This is a genomic window from Edaphobacter dinghuensis (assembly GCF_014640335.1).
Taxonomy (GTDB): Bacteria; Acidobacteriota; Terriglobia; order Terriglobales; family Acidobacteriaceae; genus Edaphobacter; species Edaphobacter dinghuensis.
In genome coordinates this window covers 802,538-819,430 of sequence record NZ_BMGT01000001.1, presented here as the reverse complement: position 1 = coordinate 819,430, position 16,893 = coordinate 802,538, and the positions used below count along the sequence as shown (strand labels likewise).

At 59.8% G+C, this 16,893-nt stretch carries 13 protein-coding genes; 11 read left to right on the top strand and 2 right to left on the bottom strand.

Annotated features, from left to right (window positions below; all coding sequences use genetic code 11):
- The 5 genes from nadD to rsfS all read left to right on the top strand — a co-directional run bounded on the left by nadD (position 1) and on the right by rsfS (position 4,773).
- Positions 1-612 carry a nicotinate-nucleotide adenylyltransferase gene (gene nadD / locus IEW09_RS03280; RefSeq protein WP_188552701.1) on the top strand — a complete coding sequence of 204 codons (612 nt, stop codon included), beginning with the start codon at positions 1-3 and terminating at the stop codon, positions 610-612.
- A gap of 180 nt (positions 613-792) precedes the next feature.
- Entirely contained in the window at positions 793-1,023 is a 231-nt protein-coding gene (locus IEW09_RS03275) for a hypothetical protein (RefSeq protein WP_188552700.1), read from the top strand.
- Between the two features lies 1 nt (position 1,024).
- Positions 1,025-2,407, top strand: a complete 1,383-nt coding sequence (locus IEW09_RS03270) for a class I SAM-dependent methyltransferase (protein WP_188552699.1) — start codon at positions 1,025-1,027, stop codon at positions 2,405-2,407.
- 25 nt (positions 2,408-2,432) lie between these two features.
- On the top strand, positions 2,433-4,022 hold the full coding sequence (locus tag IEW09_RS03265; RefSeq protein WP_188552698.1) for a sulfatase-like hydrolase/transferase: 1,590 nt from the start codon (positions 2,433-2,435) through the stop codon (positions 4,020-4,022).
- Positions 4,023-4,197: 175 nt separating this feature from the next.
- On the top strand, positions 4,198-4,773 hold the full coding sequence (rsfS, locus tag IEW09_RS03260; protein WP_188552697.1) for a ribosome silencing factor: 576 nt from the start codon (positions 4,198-4,200) through the stop codon (positions 4,771-4,773).
- A 250-nt stretch (positions 4,774-5,023) separates the two neighbouring features.
- On the opposite strand, the gene IEW09_RS03255 is transcribed toward rsfS, so the two are convergent.
- Complete coding sequence (locus IEW09_RS03255) at positions 5,024-8,434, bottom strand: TonB-dependent receptor (protein ID WP_188552696.1); 3,411 nt, start codon at positions 8,432-8,434, stop codon at positions 5,024-5,026.
- A gap of 460 nt (positions 8,435-8,894) precedes the next feature.
- Here IEW09_RS03255 and IEW09_RS03250 point away from each other — a divergent pair, with 460 nt between their 5' ends.
- The 3 genes from IEW09_RS03250 to IEW09_RS03240 are packed head-to-tail and all read left to right on the top strand — an operon-like array spanning position 8,895 to position 11,117.
- The gene (locus IEW09_RS03250; protein WP_188552695.1) at positions 8,895-9,350 is read left to right on the top strand and encodes a 23S rRNA (pseudouridine(1915)-N(3))-methyltransferase RlmH; all 456 of its coding nucleotides are present in this window, start codon (positions 8,895-8,897) and stop codon (positions 9,348-9,350) included.
- Between the two features lie 56 nt (positions 9,351-9,406).
- Entirely contained in the window at positions 9,407-10,264 is an 858-nt protein-coding gene (accD, locus tag IEW09_RS03245; protein WP_188552694.1) for an acetyl-CoA carboxylase, carboxyltransferase subunit beta, read from the top strand.
- Between the two features lie 7 nt (positions 10,265-10,271).
- Positions 10,272-11,117, top strand: coding sequence for a class I SAM-dependent methyltransferase (locus IEW09_RS03240; protein ID WP_188552693.1), 846 nt, complete (start codon positions 10,272-10,274; stop codon positions 11,115-11,117).
- A 76-nt stretch (positions 11,118-11,193) separates the two neighbouring features.
- Here the strand turns inward: IEW09_RS03240 and IEW09_RS03235 are convergent, their stop codons facing one another.
- Positions 11,194-11,523 (bottom strand): hypothetical protein, encoded by a 330-nt coding sequence (locus tag IEW09_RS03235; protein ID WP_188552692.1) that lies wholly within the window; start codon positions 11,521-11,523, stop codon positions 11,194-11,196.
- A 19-nt stretch (positions 11,524-11,542) separates the two neighbouring features.
- Between IEW09_RS03235 and IEW09_RS03230 the strand changes: the two genes are divergently transcribed.
- From IEW09_RS03230 to IEW09_RS03220, 3 genes are all read left to right on the top strand, one after another.
- On the top strand, positions 11,543-12,322 hold the full coding sequence (locus IEW09_RS03230; RefSeq protein WP_188552691.1) for a hypothetical protein: 780 nt from the start codon (positions 11,543-11,545) through the stop codon (positions 12,320-12,322).
- Positions 12,323-12,759: 437 nt separating this feature from the next.
- On the top strand, positions 12,760-14,292 hold the full coding sequence (locus IEW09_RS03225; protein WP_188552690.1) for a GGDEF domain-containing protein: 1,533 nt from the start codon (positions 12,760-12,762) through the stop codon (positions 14,290-14,292).
- Positions 14,293-14,353: 61 nt separating this feature from the next.
- Positions 14,354-16,879, top strand: a complete 2,526-nt coding sequence (locus IEW09_RS03220) for an amylo-alpha-1,6-glucosidase (protein WP_188552689.1) — start codon at positions 14,354-14,356, stop codon at positions 16,877-16,879.
- Positions 16,880-16,893 lie beyond the last annotated feature (14 nt).

The following is a 16,893-nucleotide window of genomic DNA, read 5'->3' as shown; positions in this document are numbered from 1 at the left end:
TTGCGCATCGCTCTGTTCGGCGGCACCTTCGACCCTCCCCATCTGGGCCATCTGGCTATCGCCAAGGCTGCCGCCGACGCCTTCCACCTCGACTTGGTCCTCTTCGCCCCCGCAGGTCGCCAGCCGCTCAAATCCCATGCCAGTCCCACCTCATTCGACCATCGCCTGGCCATGGTCACGCTCGCCTGCGCCGAAGACCCGCGCTTCATTCCCTCGACCATCGACGCACCTCGACCCGACGGTCAACCCAACTACACCGTCGACACCCTCGCCCAGCTCCGGCAACAGAAGCCCGAAGACACCCTCTTCAACCTCGTCGGAGCCGATAGCTTCCTCAGCCTACCCCACTGGCGCGATCCCATCCGCCTGCTCGACTTGGCCGAATGGATCGTCGTCAGCCGCCCGGGCTCCCCGCTCGACCTGTGGCACGACGACCTCTCCTCGCTCCGCCTGACGCCCGCTCAAGGCGCCCGCATCCATCTGCTCGAGACCATCCACGAAGATATCTCCGCGACCCATCTGCGCCAGCGCCTGCACAGCGGAGACCCCTGCGCCGACCTGCTCCCATCTGCGGTGGCAGACTACATCCAAATCCACCACCTTTATCGCTGATCTCTGAGCATTCTCCAGGGCCCTTCAGCACATACCTTGACGGCTAATTCATAATCCCAAAACAGAACCATCATCAATGCACGATTAAAAAAATACTTCCGAAACTATTGCAACTCCTCAGGGTTCTCTCATAACTAGTAGCAGAGGCCTCAAGTTCCCATTCGCCCTCGGAGAGTTACTATGGCATTGAAACTAAAATACTTCGCACTAACAGCAGCCTTTTTCATCGGGCTCACTTTCTGCTTCGAACGTCGCGCCTATGCCTACGTCGATCCTGGCTCAAGCCTTCTTCTCTTTCAAAGCATCAGTGCTATCGTCACTGGAACCATCTTCTACTTTCGCCGCCGGTTAAAAGCCCTCTTCACGCGCTCGTCCACCGACACGACCGACCTGTCGGGCAAGTCGCGCTAATATGGCGGAGACGTCTTCTTTCTCCTTTCTCCCCACATTTCGCGACCCTGCCGGACATGTAGAGATTCAACCGGACGCCGTATACCGCACTATCCGCCCTCCCTTCGACGCCGAGATTCTGGAGTTCCTCGACCTGCCGCTGGCCTCCGCCATGGTGGCCGACAGCCGTCTCGTCGCCAGCGAGAGGATCGACCGCGGCACCGCCTCGCTCACCCTGCGCCATCCGCGCATCTCCTTCCAGTCCTATCCGTGGGAGTGGTCTCCGGCGCTGTGGCTCGCCGCCGCCGAGCTGACGCTCGAGCTGTGCAGCGACCTAATCCGCGAGGGCTGGATACTCAAAGACGCAACCCCGCTCAACGTGCTCTTCGAGGGCATCCGCCCGGTCTTCGTCGATGTGCTCTCCATCCAGAAGATGGACCCCACGCAGCCCATCTGGTATCCCTACGGGCAGTTTGTGCGTACCTTTCTGTTGCCCATGCTCGCCTACTCCCGGCTCGGCTGGCCTTTGCAGGCGACGCTGACGCGGCGCGACGGCTACGAGCCCGAAGAGATTTACACCTCGCTCTCCTGGTCGCGACGACTGCGGCAGCCGGCGCTCTCTACCGTGACGCTGCCCTCGCTGCTGGCAAGCAAAGTCAGCTCCAACGGCGTCTCCCCCCGTTCCGTGCAGGACCCCGAGGTGACGAAACACATTCTGCTCAAGACACTCAAAGGCCTGCTCGCGCAGATGCGCAAAGTCACCCCGGCGCACAAGAGCTCCACCTGGTCCGACTACGCAGAGACGGCAGTCCACTATAGCGAGCAGGACCACGAGCATAAACGCAGCTTCGTCGCTCAGGCGCTGGCCGCCGCCCGCCCCGCGCGCGTCCTCGACGTCGGCTGCAACACCGGCGTCTACTCCATCCTCGCCGACGACGCTGGCGCCGAGGTCGTCTCCATCGATACCGACCTGCAGGCCGTCGACAGGTTTGCGACCGCGCTCAAGCAGAGCGGCCGGAAGATCCTTCCGCTCTCGGTCGATCTCGCGCACCCCACGCCATCGGTCGGCTGGGAGAACCGCGAGTACGCCTCCTTCCTCAGCCGTGCCTCCGGCCACTTCGACACCGTAATGATGCTCGCCGTCATCCACCATCTTCTGCTGCGCGGCCAGATTCCTCTCGACAGCATCGCCTCGCTGTGCAGCCGCCTCACCACGCGCAACCTTATCCTCGAGTGGGTACCGCCCACCGACCCCAAGTTCCAGGAACTGCTGCGCGGACGCGACAGCATCTACGCTCACCTTACCGAAGCCGCCTTCCGCGACGCCTTCGCCGTGTACTTCACAGTCCTCAACGAGCACACATTACAGAACGGGCGAGTTCTGCTCCATCTGCAAAGAAAATAAGAAGTAATTCGTAAAGAAAGTGATCATGAAGCGGTTCTTCCTTTCAGCCTTTGTCGCCTTCGGCATCGCTACGCTCTGCCTGCTTGCCATCCTCGGGCCGCTGATCTCTCCCTCGCACACCGTCATCTTTCACACCAGCGCTCCTGCAACATCGCTGTTTACCTCCGTCTTCCTCGATCTGTTTGCCCTCTGGACCCTGCTTACGACGCTCCTTCTGGTGGCCGGAAAGCCGGGACGCCGTCAGTTCATGATCTGGTCAGGCATCGTTCTTGCTCTTCCTCCCATCCTGCTCAAGAACATCTCGATGCTCCAGGGGTTTCAACTGCATCACTGGATGACCTTCTCGCTAACCAGCGCGTGCCTGGGTTCGTTCGTCCTGCTCTCGCTCTGCTGGAGCCCGAACCTGCTCCCGGCCTTCACGCGCGTGCAGCGATTTCTCATCGTTGTCTTTGGATTCGTCGCCCTCAACGGCATCGTCATCGTGGGCCAGCTTCTCTGGTATCGCTGGCAGGTACGCGATCTCAATGCTCCCGCCATGCTGCATCAACGCTCTCTCAGCGAAGTTCACAGCCCCGCACACGCACGTGTCATCTGGATTCTGTTCGATGAGCTTTCTTACCAGCAGGTCTACGAACATAGGTTTCCCGGCCTCGCACTTCCCACATTCGACGCGCTCGCACAGCAGTCCGCCGTCTTTACCCATGTTGTTCCCGCAGGTGCTTACACCGAAGCGGTAGTCCCATCGCTATTAACCGGTTGGCCGGTAGACAGCATTCGCGCATCCTCCGATGGCCAACGACTCTCCCTGCACAATCCTGCAACAGGAGCGTGGCAGCGCTTCGACCAGCACCAGACCATCTTTCAGGATGCGCTGAACGACGGCTACAGCACCGCAGTCGCCGGATGGTACAACCCCTACTGTCGCGTCCTTTCGCAGGTCCTCGACCGCTGTTTCTGGACGCTGCAACTCCCATATCCCGGCGGGATCGTGCCCGGGCAGTCGGTCCTCGCCAACTTACGCACTCAGGTGGCTCACCGACGCGATGCCATACTCTCTTTGTTGCTGCCTCACTATCACAGGCCGGCAGGCCAGGACCTCGACACAAAACTCCATGTCGACGACTACGTTCGTCTCCGCAGCGCCGCCGACGCGATGCTCAACGATTCCGCCGCCGATTTCCTCTTTCTGCACATGCCCATCCCGCATCCTCTAGGCATCTACGATCGCCGTCGCGGCGTGCTGACGGGACATTCCACCTCTTACATCGACAACCTCGCGCTGGCCGACAAGTATCTCGCCCATGTTCGCCATCTGCTTGAGCAGCGCGGCGAATGGGACTCCTCAACCATCATCATCATGGGCGACCACTCCTGGCGCACCAGCTTTGTCTGGTCGGGGATGGATGGATGGACGCCGGAGGATGAGGCTGCCAGCCACAACGGCCAGTTCGACGACCGCCCCGGCTACCTTGTAAAGCTCCCCAACCAGCAGCAAGGCGCGCGAATCGATACTTCCTTCAAAGCGATCCACACGCGCGCTCTTCTCGACGCTCTACTGGCAAACCAACTACATACGCCCGACGAGCTCAGAGCCTGGACAAAGACGCAGCAATAGAGAAAGCCCACCCAATCAAGGCACCATCAAACGCTCTTCATCTCGACCGAAGCCGTGCAGCTTTACCACGCGGTGTAGTAGAGAGACCCATATTTGGTCTTTGCCGTTTTTCCCGCCTGCACAGCACTCTGGCTTCTCCGGCCACAACCCGCTACCATTGACTACAAGGAGCCTCATGCCATCCACGGAAAGCAACCAGCTACTGCTCGTCGCCGCCGCAGCCTGCGAAGACAAAAAGGCTGAAGATATCAGGATTCTCGCGCTGGACCCGTCGGAAAGCGGCCTCGCCGACTACTTCTTAATCTGTAACGGAACCAACGAACGGCAGAACGTCGCAATCACCGACGAGATCGAGATGCGCCTCAAGCGCGACTTTGGCGTCTATCCCAACTCCGTCGAGGGGCGGCGCCAGGCCGAATGGATCCTGATGGACTACGTGGACTTCATCGTCCATGTCTTCTCCGCGGAAAAGCGGGCCTTCTACGGCCTCGAACGGCTGCGCAAGACTGCTACCTCGCTGAGCGTCGCTGACCTCAACGCCGAGTTGAAGGCAAAGATCACAACCGCTCGCGCGAAAAAAGCGCCGGCAAAGAAGACCGCAGCAAAAACAGCAAAGCCCGCCGCAAAGAAAAAACCAGTAAAGGTGGCGGCGAAAAAGACGGTGGTTAAAAAGACAGCAGCAAAGAAGGTCGCGGCGAAGAAAGCTCCGGCAAAGAAAACAGCCGCAAAAAAGAAGGCCGGCAAAAAGTAACTCGTCTCACTCCATCAAAATCAAACCATAAAAGATCAGCGGCCCGCTTGAAGTTCAGGCGGGCCGCTGATCTTGTCTCTCTCAACAAACATCATAAAAACAAGCCACTCATATACACGTCATCTCGGCGAAGACATACAGCCTCATCGTATGCCGCAGCGGAGAAACCCGTGCGTTTCGCCGTGAAAGCAAACGGCTGTTCCTTCCATTGCAATGGAAAGAACAGCCGCAGCGATACAGTTTTTGCCGTTTAGAAGATGATCTTCACAGCGCCCTGAATCTGGCGAGCGCCTGTGGTGCCATCGTTCTGGCCAACCTGCGAGGTCGCCACACCGAAGGTCGGCGAACCAAGGGTCAGCGAGTTGTGGGTGACGGTATCCGGCGCAGACATGTTGGGATGGTTGAGGACGTTGTAACTCTCAGCGCGCAGAACCACCTTGAACTGCTCATGGATAGTCTGTGTCTTCTGCAGAACAACGTCGGTGTTGACGAAGCTCGGACCGTAGAACTTATTGCGATGGATGGCGACGTTCTCGCCAAACGGCGCATTCGCAAAGGCAGCCATCGAGGGGCCGACGATCTTACCCTTCGAGGTGATTTGACCGCGATGGGAAGGATACGGCGCTCCAATCAGCTCCGGACGATTGGTGACGCTGGTGTGGAGATTATCGACCCTGCTGCGAAGATCGAATGGCAGACCACTCTGCGCCTGCTGAATCCCCGAGAGTTGGATACCCTCCAAGATGTGGCCTAGAAGACCGCTGCTCAGGTGCGCAGCGCCCAGACCCACAGGCAGGTTGTAGCTGGCCGCCACGGTGCCGCGGTTGCGGACGTCGGAGTCCGAGTTTCCATACTCCGGTCCCAGGTCAAAGCTGTTACGTGGAAGGCCGCTGTCACCCGCACCGGGGACGATGGGGTCGCTGCCGTTGTCAAGCGCGTGCGACCAGCTGTAGCTGCCGGTGAGGGTTAGTCCGCCGATCTGGCCGACCACCTTGGCCTGTAGCGAGTTGTAGCTGCCGCTGACGACCGCCGTCTGAAAGAGCTCATGATAGAAAGCAGTGTTATTGACCATTGGACCGAAGCTGTTGTTATTGACATCGGTGCCGCCGGTGTAAAGGCTGGTACTCTGCAAGGCAGCTGGATCGATACCCGCAGCCAGAGCGGCCTGCACCAGATTCGGCTGTGGTGGAGCACCATCAATCTCACGAAGGGCGTGCAGAGTGTGGCTGCCGACGTAGTTAACTTCGAGCGTCAACTGCCGGCTGATCTGATGCTGGATGCCGATGTTGTAGCTCTGGCTCGTGGGAATCTTCAGAAACGGATCGATAACCACCGGGGTGTTGAAGTCGCCGTCGGTGATGCTGTCCGACGGAGTCAGTTGCCCGGGGAAGGGGAAGGTAGACAAGGTCGAGATGCCCGATTCAAACGGATATTCGTTCAACGATGCCTGATAAGGCGGATTCGACTTTGCATTGCCGAAGAGGTTGTCGAAGATGCGGTCGTGGAAGATGCCGAAGCCACCGCGAATCGCCGTCTTGCCGTCACCGTTAAGGTCGTAGGCAAAGCCAACGCGAGGCTCAATCAACTTCCAGCTATCGGCATAGAGCTGATGCCCGGTGCCAGGACCGACCGACGTAAAGACGAACCCATTCGCCGGGGTAGCCGTCGAGGCGTTTCCGTAGAAGTTCGCGAAGTTGCCGTCCTTTTCGTAAGGAACACCGTTGAAGGCGTAACGCAGACCGAGGATCGCCGTGAACCGGGAGTTGACCTTCCAGGTATCCTGCGCAAACAGAGCCCACTCATGCTGACGGAAGCGGCTGAGGTCGTTGCCGCGACGAACGCCCTCGCGGGTGAAGAACTGATTCTCCGTGTTGTTGGAGACAACACCCTGCGCGCCCCATATGAGATCTTCAAACTGCGAGCCGACCGGCGAGAGGCTGGGATCGGGACCGTTGAACGTGTAGGACTTTGCCTGGAAGTTGCTGTAGTTATCGAAGGTCAACGCATCGCGCGAGGAGAAGTCGTCGTAGTTGGTGTCCTTCACACTGCGATACTCACCGCCGAACTTCATGGAGTGAGCACCCTTGGTCAGCGTGAAAGTATCGGCGAAGAGCAGCGTCGAGCTGAGTCGCGCCTGGCCATTACTGTCGCCCAGAGGAGAGCAACCAAAGTTGATGCTGAAGTAGGGAAGGGTGACATCGCGCCCGTTACCGAAGCTGTCCAATCCGTTGATCGCGTCGATGCCTGCATGATTGCAGAAGAAGCCGGTGTTATTGAGGTTGTAGCTTCCGCGAACCAGGTTCGTGGCATTGGCAGAGAGCGACGACGCGATGGAGACAACGCCGTTGTGTGCGGTTCCCAGGTTGGAGGTGTTGCCGTAGCCCGGGAGAACCTCGTCGTGGAAGGGATCGGTCTCCGCAAAGTGACCGTAGATGTAACGCACGGTGAGTTGATGCCGGTCGGTCAGCTTGTGGTCGAAGCGGCCAGTGAGGTTATAGGAGTTGAATGCGTCGGGCGAGGCAAAGTTGTAGGTTGTGCTAACACCGTCGCCGTTATCGGCTCCTACCGGCATCAAGGCCAGAATCTTTTGGATCTGAGGATCGATCCCGAGACCGGTCGCGTTGTTGGGGTTAGTAGGATCGGTCAAGTCCACCGGTGTCACTAAACCGCCTGGCGACTGGTCGATAAAGTTGAACTTGCCGGTCTTGAAGGCAGCCGTCGGCGTCGTCTGGCTTGAGGTACGCGTGGTGCGGAAGCGCTGCACCTCGCCGTTCAGGAAGAAGAAGGTGTGGTCCTTCCAGATGGGGCCGCCAACCGAAGCACCGAAGTCGTTGCGGACGTAGGGGTTCTGCGGGGTGCCCTTATAGTTGAAGAAGTCGCGAGCGCCCAACGCGTTGTAGCGGCCAAACTCGTACACGTCGCCGTGGAACTGGTTGCTGCCACCACGGGTAATCACGTCGATAACTGCGCCGGTGTTGCGTCCGAACTCGGCATCAAAGTTATTGGTGATGACGCGGAACTCCTGCGTCGAGTCGGGATTGGCCGACGAGATGCCGCCCGGAATGCCGGGGACCGAGGTGTCGTTGTTGTCGGCGCCGTCGAGCATAAAGTTGTTGTTGCGATCACGCTGGCCGTTCACCGAGAAGCCGCCGTCATTGTTGGTCGCCGTGACCACGCCCGGAGACAGTAGGGTGAGCTGGTAGGGATCGCGCAAAATAAGAGGCAGGTCATTCATCTGCTTGGAGTCGATGACCGTCGAGATCTGGAAGCTATCGGTCTCGACCGGGGCCACCGTCACGTCCTGCACGTCGACCGAGGCCACCGCGCCGGCAAGTGCGAGCGTAAAGTTCACCGGTAGCGTCGCCGCAACGTTCAGCACGACGTGATTGCGCGTCATCGCCTGGAAGCCCTGGGCTTCGACGGTGACCGTATAGACCGAGGGCGGCAGCGCAGCAAAGTTGTAGATACCTGCCGAGGTGGTGGTCGTCGTGCGCGTCAGCGCTGTCGTCTCGGACTTCGCCGTCACCGTGGCATTGGGAACGACTGCCCCGCCCGGATCGAAGACCTGGCCGGTAACGCTGCCGGTCTGCGCGAAACCTACTCCAACCAGAGACAAAAGAACCAATAAGACAATACCTGCACTCTTAAAACGATGACCCATGAATCGCTCCTGCCCCACAGCGCCCGGCTCACAACCCACCTGACGGCGCTTATTTTTTGTTTTATCTATATAGATAGCCGCGAGATGGCCGCTCAAAAAATAGATAGTTGTCCGATCAATAACTACTCACGATTTCGATTCGCTGTTTCGTCCAGACCTTTGCAAAGAAGGCAAAACAAGAAGCTACATCTCGAACGCATGCGTTAGTACAAGCACGTAGTGTGCCATTATGGATCATCTGCAATAAATTGCAAATGCTGGCGATACGATAGAAATATCAGTAATTAGATATGAAATATGGGATATTGCGGTCGGATAATCTGTGAAACAGGATTGTTTGATGACAGTTACCGGTTTCAGTCACGTTATGCTTATCCTTCGTCTTTAGAGATCTGCCTGGAGCGTGCTTCTAAACTTAACCCTGGGCCCCTGCTGTAACGAAGCTGTTCCAAGTAATTCAATGAGAATTGTTCTGATTGCAATTGTCCCCCGACGCGCACGCACCAAATCGGAGGCGACCGACCGTCTGCTGGCGGACTATATCGAGCGTTGCGGACGGTACGTACCCTGCGATTCACAGATCTTCGAGCAGGAGGCCGACTTTTTGGAGTGGCTCTCCAAGCAGCCTGGTCGCACCCCGGCCTACACCATCCTGCTCGACAGCCGCGGCCAGCAGTTCTCGTCCGAAGACTTCGCGGCGCGCTTCGGCGCCCTGCGCGACGGAGGCAGCCAGCGCGTGGTGCTGGCCGTGGGACCGGCCGATGGATGGTCCTCGGCGGCTTTGCAGCGTGCCAGTCTGTTGCTCTCTCTGGGCAAGATGACGCTGCCGCATCAACTGGCGCGAGTAGTAGCAGCCGAGCAGGTCTACCGCGCCCTTACGATCCTGGCCGGACATCCGTACCACTCCGGTCACTAAGACAGGCCGAGAGATCGGTACAATGAACAGGCACGACGCAAAGGGCGGCAAAGCACATGAGTTGGTTCAAACGCGAAGACAATGAGATCGTCAACGATCCGGAGAAGACCGTCCGCACCGAGGGGCTCTGGGTGCGCTGCGACGGATGCCGCGAGATCATCTTCAAGGCCGATCTCGAGGCGAACCTTCAGGTCTGTCCGAAGTGCGGCAAGCACTTCCGCATCGACGCGCGGGCACGCATCGCCAACCTGCTCGAGCCGGGTTACGAGCTGGTCGACCTCGATCTGCGCTCGACCGATCCGCTGGAGTTTACCGATCTCAAGCCCTACAAGCGCCGCCTGGCCGAAGCCCAGAAGAAGACCGGCCTCAACGACGCCATCATCAACGCTACCGGCTCCATGGGTCCGCACGCCGTCGTCCTGAGCGTGATGGAGTACAACTTTATCGGCGGTAGTATGGGCGCCGTCGTCGGCGAGACCATCGCCCGCGCCGTCGACCGCTCGCTCGCCACCCGCAACCCTCTCATCATCATCTCGGCATCGGGCGGCGCGCGCATGATGGAAGGCATCGCCTCGCTGATGCAGCTCGCCAAAGTCTCCGCCGGTCTGGCGCGCATGGACGACGAAGCCATCCCCTACATCTCCGTCATGACCGATCCCACCACCGGCGGCGTCACCGCCAGCTTCGCCATGCTGGGCGACCTCAACATCGCCGAGCCCGGAGCCTTGATCGGCTTCGCCGGCCCCCGCGTCATCGAGCAGACCATCCGGCAGAAGCTGCCCGAGGGCTTCCAGCGCTCCGAGTTCCTGATGCAGCATGGCTTCCTCGACGCCATCGTCCCACGCAAGCAGATGAAGCAATATCTGACCCAGGCGCTCTCGTGGATGACCGACAACAACACCAAAACCGCCTGACGACTCGATGGAAGAAGCCAAACCCTCTCGAACCGCACTGCGCGTAGCCATGCGCCGCGCCGCGCACCAGATCTACGACGACAAGCCGCTCGTCTTCGAAGATCCCTTCGCCGTCTCCATCCTGGGCGACACCTACGCCGAAGAGGTTCGCCGCACTCCCACCAACCCCGACCGAATCTTCTCCGTCTCGCTGCGCGCCTTTCTGGTAGCACGCAGCCGCTACGCCGAAGACAACCTCGCCCGTGCCGTCGAGCGCGGCGTCACGCAGTATGTCCTTCTCGGCGCAGGCCTCGATACCTTCGCCCATCGCAACGCCTACCCCGGCCTGAAGGTCTTTGAGGTCGATCATCCCGCGACCCAGCAGTGGAAGCGCGATCTGCTCGAGGCAGGCGGTCTCGCCGCGCCCGAGAGATTGACCTACGCGCCGGTGGACTTCGAGCGCGAGTCGCTGCCCGAGCAACTCGCCGCAGCAGGATTCGACACCACCGCACCCACTTTTTTCGCATGGCTGGGAGTCGTGCCCTACCTCACCGCCGAGGCCTTCCGCACCACCTTATCCTTCATCGCATCGCAGCCTCAGGGCAGCGGTCTCGTCATGGACTACGGCCAGCCTCGCCACGTTCTCCCCTGGCTCGAACAGCTCGCGCACGACTCGCTGGCCTCACGCGTCGCGCTGGCAGGCGAGCCCTTCCAGCTCTTCTTCACTCCAGAACAGATTGCCGAGGAGCTGGCAGCCTTTCGCGAGATCGAAGACCTCGGCACCGGCGAGATCAACCACCGCTACTTCGTCGGACGCAGCGACTCGCTCTGGCTTCGCGGAACCGCAGGACGGTTGCTCTGCGCCTGGCTTTAGGGCTTAAAACACCATCTGGAACCACCGCACATGCATAGGTAGGTGAAGTTAAATGACAGGTGAAGAAGTTCCCTGTTCAGCCCTTGCGCAGCTTGCGCTTGATCCAGAGCGTTCCCAGATATGCCAGCGTCAGCGCCAGCACAACGATGCCTGCCGGTAGCCCCACAAACTTATAGGTGATGGTGAAGTCGGGCATGCGACCAGTGATCGCCTTGTCGAACAGAAGAACCACGATGGCGACGAAGGTCGCGGCAAAGAAGGCGGCAAAGCCCACCGCGAAGCTCATCAGCAACGTGGCGAAGAGTCCAAGGTCGCCCAGAGGAACGCCGAACAGATAACCTGAGCCGAATGCGCGAGGTGCTGTCAATGTCCCGTTCAGTGTCCCATCCTGCGAGGTCTGCGTCATACCAGTAGAATACTGCTTTATGGCAGAGAGCGTTCAGAACGGGTTGGTGCAGGCGGCGCAGGTCGCGCGGGAGACGGCAGTACAGAGAGCGGCAAACGGCGTCCGCTATGCCATATTCGGCGACAACAGTTTGGAACAGAAGGACTTCGACCGCATGGTGCAGGCCGTCCCGGCGGCCATCGCCAACGCTCTCGAGCGCAAGACCTACTACTTTGTGCCGCTCGCGCTCAGCGAGAGCCGCGGCAGCGAGACCACCCTGGTCGCCCCTGCCTTTACCCCCGAGCTGGGCGATCAGGCCACCTGCCACCGCAACGTCTCGCTCGACAACTCCGAGGGCGTCTTTATCTCCACGCGCCTGCTCGGCGACCGCTTCGCCCTGGCCTTCGAGTTCTTCATCAACGTTGGTCACGCCTTTGTGGACCTCGCCGGCGTGCCCGAGGAGTTCAACCAGATGGCATGGTCGCAGGCCACCGCCGATGTGCGCGGAGAGACCAGCCAGGACTCGTGGGAGAGCCGTAACCTCGCCCTCGCCGGACGCAACAATGGCGTAGGCGCAAGCGACGCCAGACCGGCCATCGACGAGAAGGCCAAATCGAGCTTTCTCGAATCGGCCTTCTCCGACGCCGTGGCCATCTACCTGCTCTCGCTCTCAGTCGACTTCGACTACTCCGAGCTGCGCGAGCGCGAGTACCCCTTGCTGGCACCGCAGGCGCTCGCCAACCGGCTGCGGCTGGCGGCAAAGCTCTTTCCGCCGAACCCCGGCTATGAATTCGCTATCCGCTATCGCCGCCGCGCCTAGCCGCCCGAGTCTCGGCTGAGAGCCAGTCGATCTCTCAAAATATCCGGCTTGAAATTTACGCCTTCTTTTTAAAGCCCGACCCTCTTCAACCCGATCTGAACCTTAAGGGGGCGAGAAACTTTGCCGCCGCAGGAGTGTTTGTCAGAACACTGCGACATGTGCCCGTGTATCTTGGGCGCGTATCTTGGCCACGTATCGAAGGGATTAAAGTGGAAAGCTAAAAGGTTGTATTACCCGAACTGGTAATTGCATTCATTTCAAAACGCTGTAACTTCAGCAACAACGGGCAGAAACAGACAAAAGCAAATCCAGTTTTTGGCATCTAATGTTGTATTGGTAACCGATTGCAGCGCTGCATCTCCTTATTCTTCTTCTGGAAGCAGATATTCATGCGTTTCGTGACCACGAAAAATTCCAGGCGTTCGACGGACCGTTCCTTGAAATCGAAGCACGTTGTGTGGGCATCGATCGTGTATCTCGGAACGCAGGCCCTCTGCATCAAGTTGTTTCCGTCGCATGCCATGGGTGTCTCCTATCCGTTCATGATCCTGGCGCCGTGGCTCGCACTTGCGGTCTGCTGGTGGCATGCTCGCGACTGTGCCCAGCGCACCCGTCTGCTGTGGACGCTCGTCTGCACGGCGCTGGTCGTCTGGGGCATCGGCATCCTTTTTGCGGCGTGGGAGGACCTCTCCTTCTATAACCCCATGGCAGGCGCCGACTTCTCAGACTTCCTCTTCTTCGTCTACGGCATGCCGATCCTGCTCGCCATCTCGTCGCCGACCGAAGGCGAGCATAACTCCGCCTTCGTATGGCTCGATGCCGTTCAGGTAGTCATGACGGCGCTTCTGATCTACGTTGCCGCCTTCTCGGTGCTGCCCTTCACTCCTCGCAACGGACATACGCTTTCGATCTCGCGTCTTCTGGTCATCTACAACTTCGAGGGCTTTGCCCTTGCTGCGGTAGCAACCCTGCGCCTGCTGGCCTACACCAACGACGGCGAAGAGCGCCGCTTCTACCAAATCCTGTGCAGCTACCTCTGGATCTATGCCTCTCTGGCCGCGCTTTATAACCACATCACCATCTCGACCAACGAACATACCGGCCTGTACGACCTGTTCACCGTGCTTCCGTTCGCTGTCCTCTCTATCCTCGCCGTCACTCTCTTCTCCGAGCGCGAAGAGACCGTGCAGTCGGCACGGCGCAAGCCGCTGACCCTGTTTATCGACAACGCCAGCCCCATCTTCTTCACCATCACGCTGCTGGTATTGGCCGCGGCGCTGGTGCGAGAGCACTACTACATCGGCATGAGCGGTATCGCAGTCGCGCTTGCGGTCTATGCCATCCGCGCGACGATGCTTCAGAGCCGTTACATGCATGCCCAACAGGAATTGCAAGTGGCGCGCGACAAGATGGAGGCCATGTCGCTGACCGACAGCCTCACCGGCGTCGCCAATCGCCGCAGCTTCGACCGCACGCTCGAGGTGGAGTGGCGCCGCTCCGTGCGCCGCAAGAGTCCGCTGTCGCTGCTGATGATCGACGTCGACTTCTTCAAGAATCTCAACGACAAGTACGGCCATCCCTATGGCGACTCCTGCCTCATCGAGATCGCCAACGCGCTGCAGACCGCGCTGCCGCGCTCTTCCGACCTGCTCGCACGCTACGGCGGCGAAGAGTTCGGCATCATTCTCTCTGCTACCGACGCCCGCGGTGCCGACACCGTCGCCTTCCGTGTGCGTGAGTTTGTCCGCGCTCTGCACCTCAAAAACGAGACCCCCATCGGCCAGTTCGTCACCATCAGCATCGGCGTCGCCACCTACGAGTTTCCCCACGAAGGCGCCTCTGCCGATCTTATCCAGTCCGCCGATGAAGCGCTCTATCGCGCCAAGCGCCATGGACGCGACCGCATTGAGTTCGCCGTCCCGGCCACCATCACCCGCGAAAGCGCGGCGACCTCTGCAAAGGTCCGCTAACCCCTCACACCCCGCACCACACGCAAAAGGTAGACTACTCTCGGTGATTGGAGAGGTGCCTATGCGCTTTTCTTTCTGGGGACTCATTGCACTCTGCAGTGTCGCTGCCGCGCAGACGACAACACTGCGTCCGATCGACAACTTCCCGCTTCAGGACCACGGCCTCGTCATTCGACGCCATATCGAAGCCAACCAGCCCTTCACCGTCGCAGGCACACGTGGCCTCGTCGTCGGCCAGCAGGACGGCCAGTTCGAAGCCTGGGTGCTTCCCATAAAGATCCTCAGCCACTTCACCATCGAGGCCAACGTCGAAGGCTACGATGTTCCCATCGACGTCAATCAGGCCGCGCGCGAGATCGAGGTCTACCCCGACCACACCACCATCACCTATTCGCACATCGCCTTCACCCTGCGCCAAACCATCTTCGCGCCCGACGAAGCAAAGCAGGGAACCGGCGCCGTCGTCCTCTTCCAGATCGACTCCATCCGTCCCGTCGACTTCACCTTTCGCTTCACGCCCGAGATGCGCCCCATGTGGCCCGAGCGCGGCAGCGGAGTTCCATCCGCCGAATGGGTCAAGCAGGGCGCGAGTGGCTTCTACATCCTGCACACCGACTATCCCGACCTCGCCGGGGCCGTCGCCATTCCCGGAGCCCAGCCCGGCATCATGGCTCCCTATCAGGAGAAGCCGCACGTCTACCCGCTCGAGCTCAAGCTGCACTACGATCCCAAGCGCGATGGCAAGCGTTTCTTCCCGCTCCTTCTGGCCGAAGGAACGACGCAGGCAACCGCAACCAACGCCGCACTCGCCGAAAAAATCTCCACGCTCGACACCACGCTGCCCACGCTCTACGCCGAACACGCGGCCCGCTACGCGTATATGCTCTCCACGCTCACCTCGATCGAGACGCCCGACAAACACCTTAACAACGACTTCCAATGGGCCGAGATGTCGATCGAACAACTCCGCGCCGCAACCGTCGACAAGACCGTCAACCGCAATACAGAAGAGATCGGCCTCGTCGCCGGTTACTACTCGTCGGGCGATTCAGCGCGTCCCGGCTTCGGCTGGTTCTTTGGCCGCGACACGCTCTACACGCTCTACGCCGTCAACAGCTTCGGCGACTTCACCCTCTCGCGCAATGCACTCGAGTTCCTCATCGAGCGTCAGCGCGACGACGGCAAGATCATGCACGAGTACAGCCAGACCGCGATGAACACCGATTGGCGCTCGCTGCCCTACATGTACGCCGCTGCCGACTCCACGCCGCTCTTCCTTACCCAGATGCTCGACTACGTGCGAGCCAGCGGCGACATCTCCTTCCTGCGCGAGCATCGCGAAGCCGTCGAAAAAGCATGGCGCTTCGAAACCACGCACGACGCCGATGGCGACGGCATCTACGACAACACGCAAGGCACGGGATGGGTCGAGAGCTGGCCCCCCGGCATGCCGAAGCAGGAGATCTACCTCGCGTGCTTAGATCAGCAGGCATCCGCCGCAATGGCAAAGCTCTCCGAGTTGTTGGGCGACACTGCCACATCCTCTGCCGCATCGTCACGCGCCGCAGCAATAGCCAAGAAGATCGAAGCCGAATACTACATGCCCGCCACGCAGAGCTACGCCTTCAGCAGTAACACGGGCACGCTCGACCGCACCGCCACCATCTTTCCCGCCATCGCATGGTGGAACAGCGGCGAAGGCTTGAGCCATGCAACACCGAGCTTCGAGCACTGGGCCTCGCACGACTTCTCCACCGACTGGGGACTGCGCGACATCGCCGAAAGCGATCCTCTCTACGATCCCATCAGCTACCACCAGGGCTCGGTGTGGCCGCTCTTCACCGGCTGGCTCTCCATGGCCGAGTACAGAACCGGTCGCGCGCTCGCAGGCTACGCCTACCTCATGCAGACCGCCAACCAGACCACCACGCAAGACCTCGGCGCAGTCACCGAGCTGCTCTCCGGCGCGTACTTCGAGCCATTCGGCAGAAGCACCAGCCACCAGCTCTGGTCGTCTTCGATGGTCATCACGCCCGCCATGCGCGGCCTCTTCGGCATCGACATCGACGCACCCGCCAAGACAGTGCACCTCGATCCGCACCTGCCCGCAGACTGGAATGACGCCGAAGTGCATCAACTACACATAGGCGACTCCATCATCGACCTCAGCTACCACCGCGAAGGACAGCAGATGGTAGTCCACGTCAAGCAAGTCTCAGGCGCAGCAGTTAAACTGGCCGCAGATAAAGAAACTGTAAAAGTCACAAATAACGGACAGACGGCAATCTTCCAGCTTCCCGCAATCGAAGTCACACTGCCGCAACATCTGCCACTACCCGGCGCTCGCACATCCCAGCCAAAGGTCCTCTCACAAACCACCGACGCCCACTCCATGAAGCTCGATCTCGAAGCACAAGCCGGATCGACCGTCACCTTCAAGCTGCGCAAAAACGCAGAGGCACCAAATCTAACCGCCGAAGGCGCAACCATTGTTCCGCCCACCGCCTCCGGCAACCTAAGCCAATTGCAGATCACCTTACCTGCAGGCAACGGCTACCAACGCAAGACCATCACCCTCCACTGGTAAGCTTCGCACTCGCA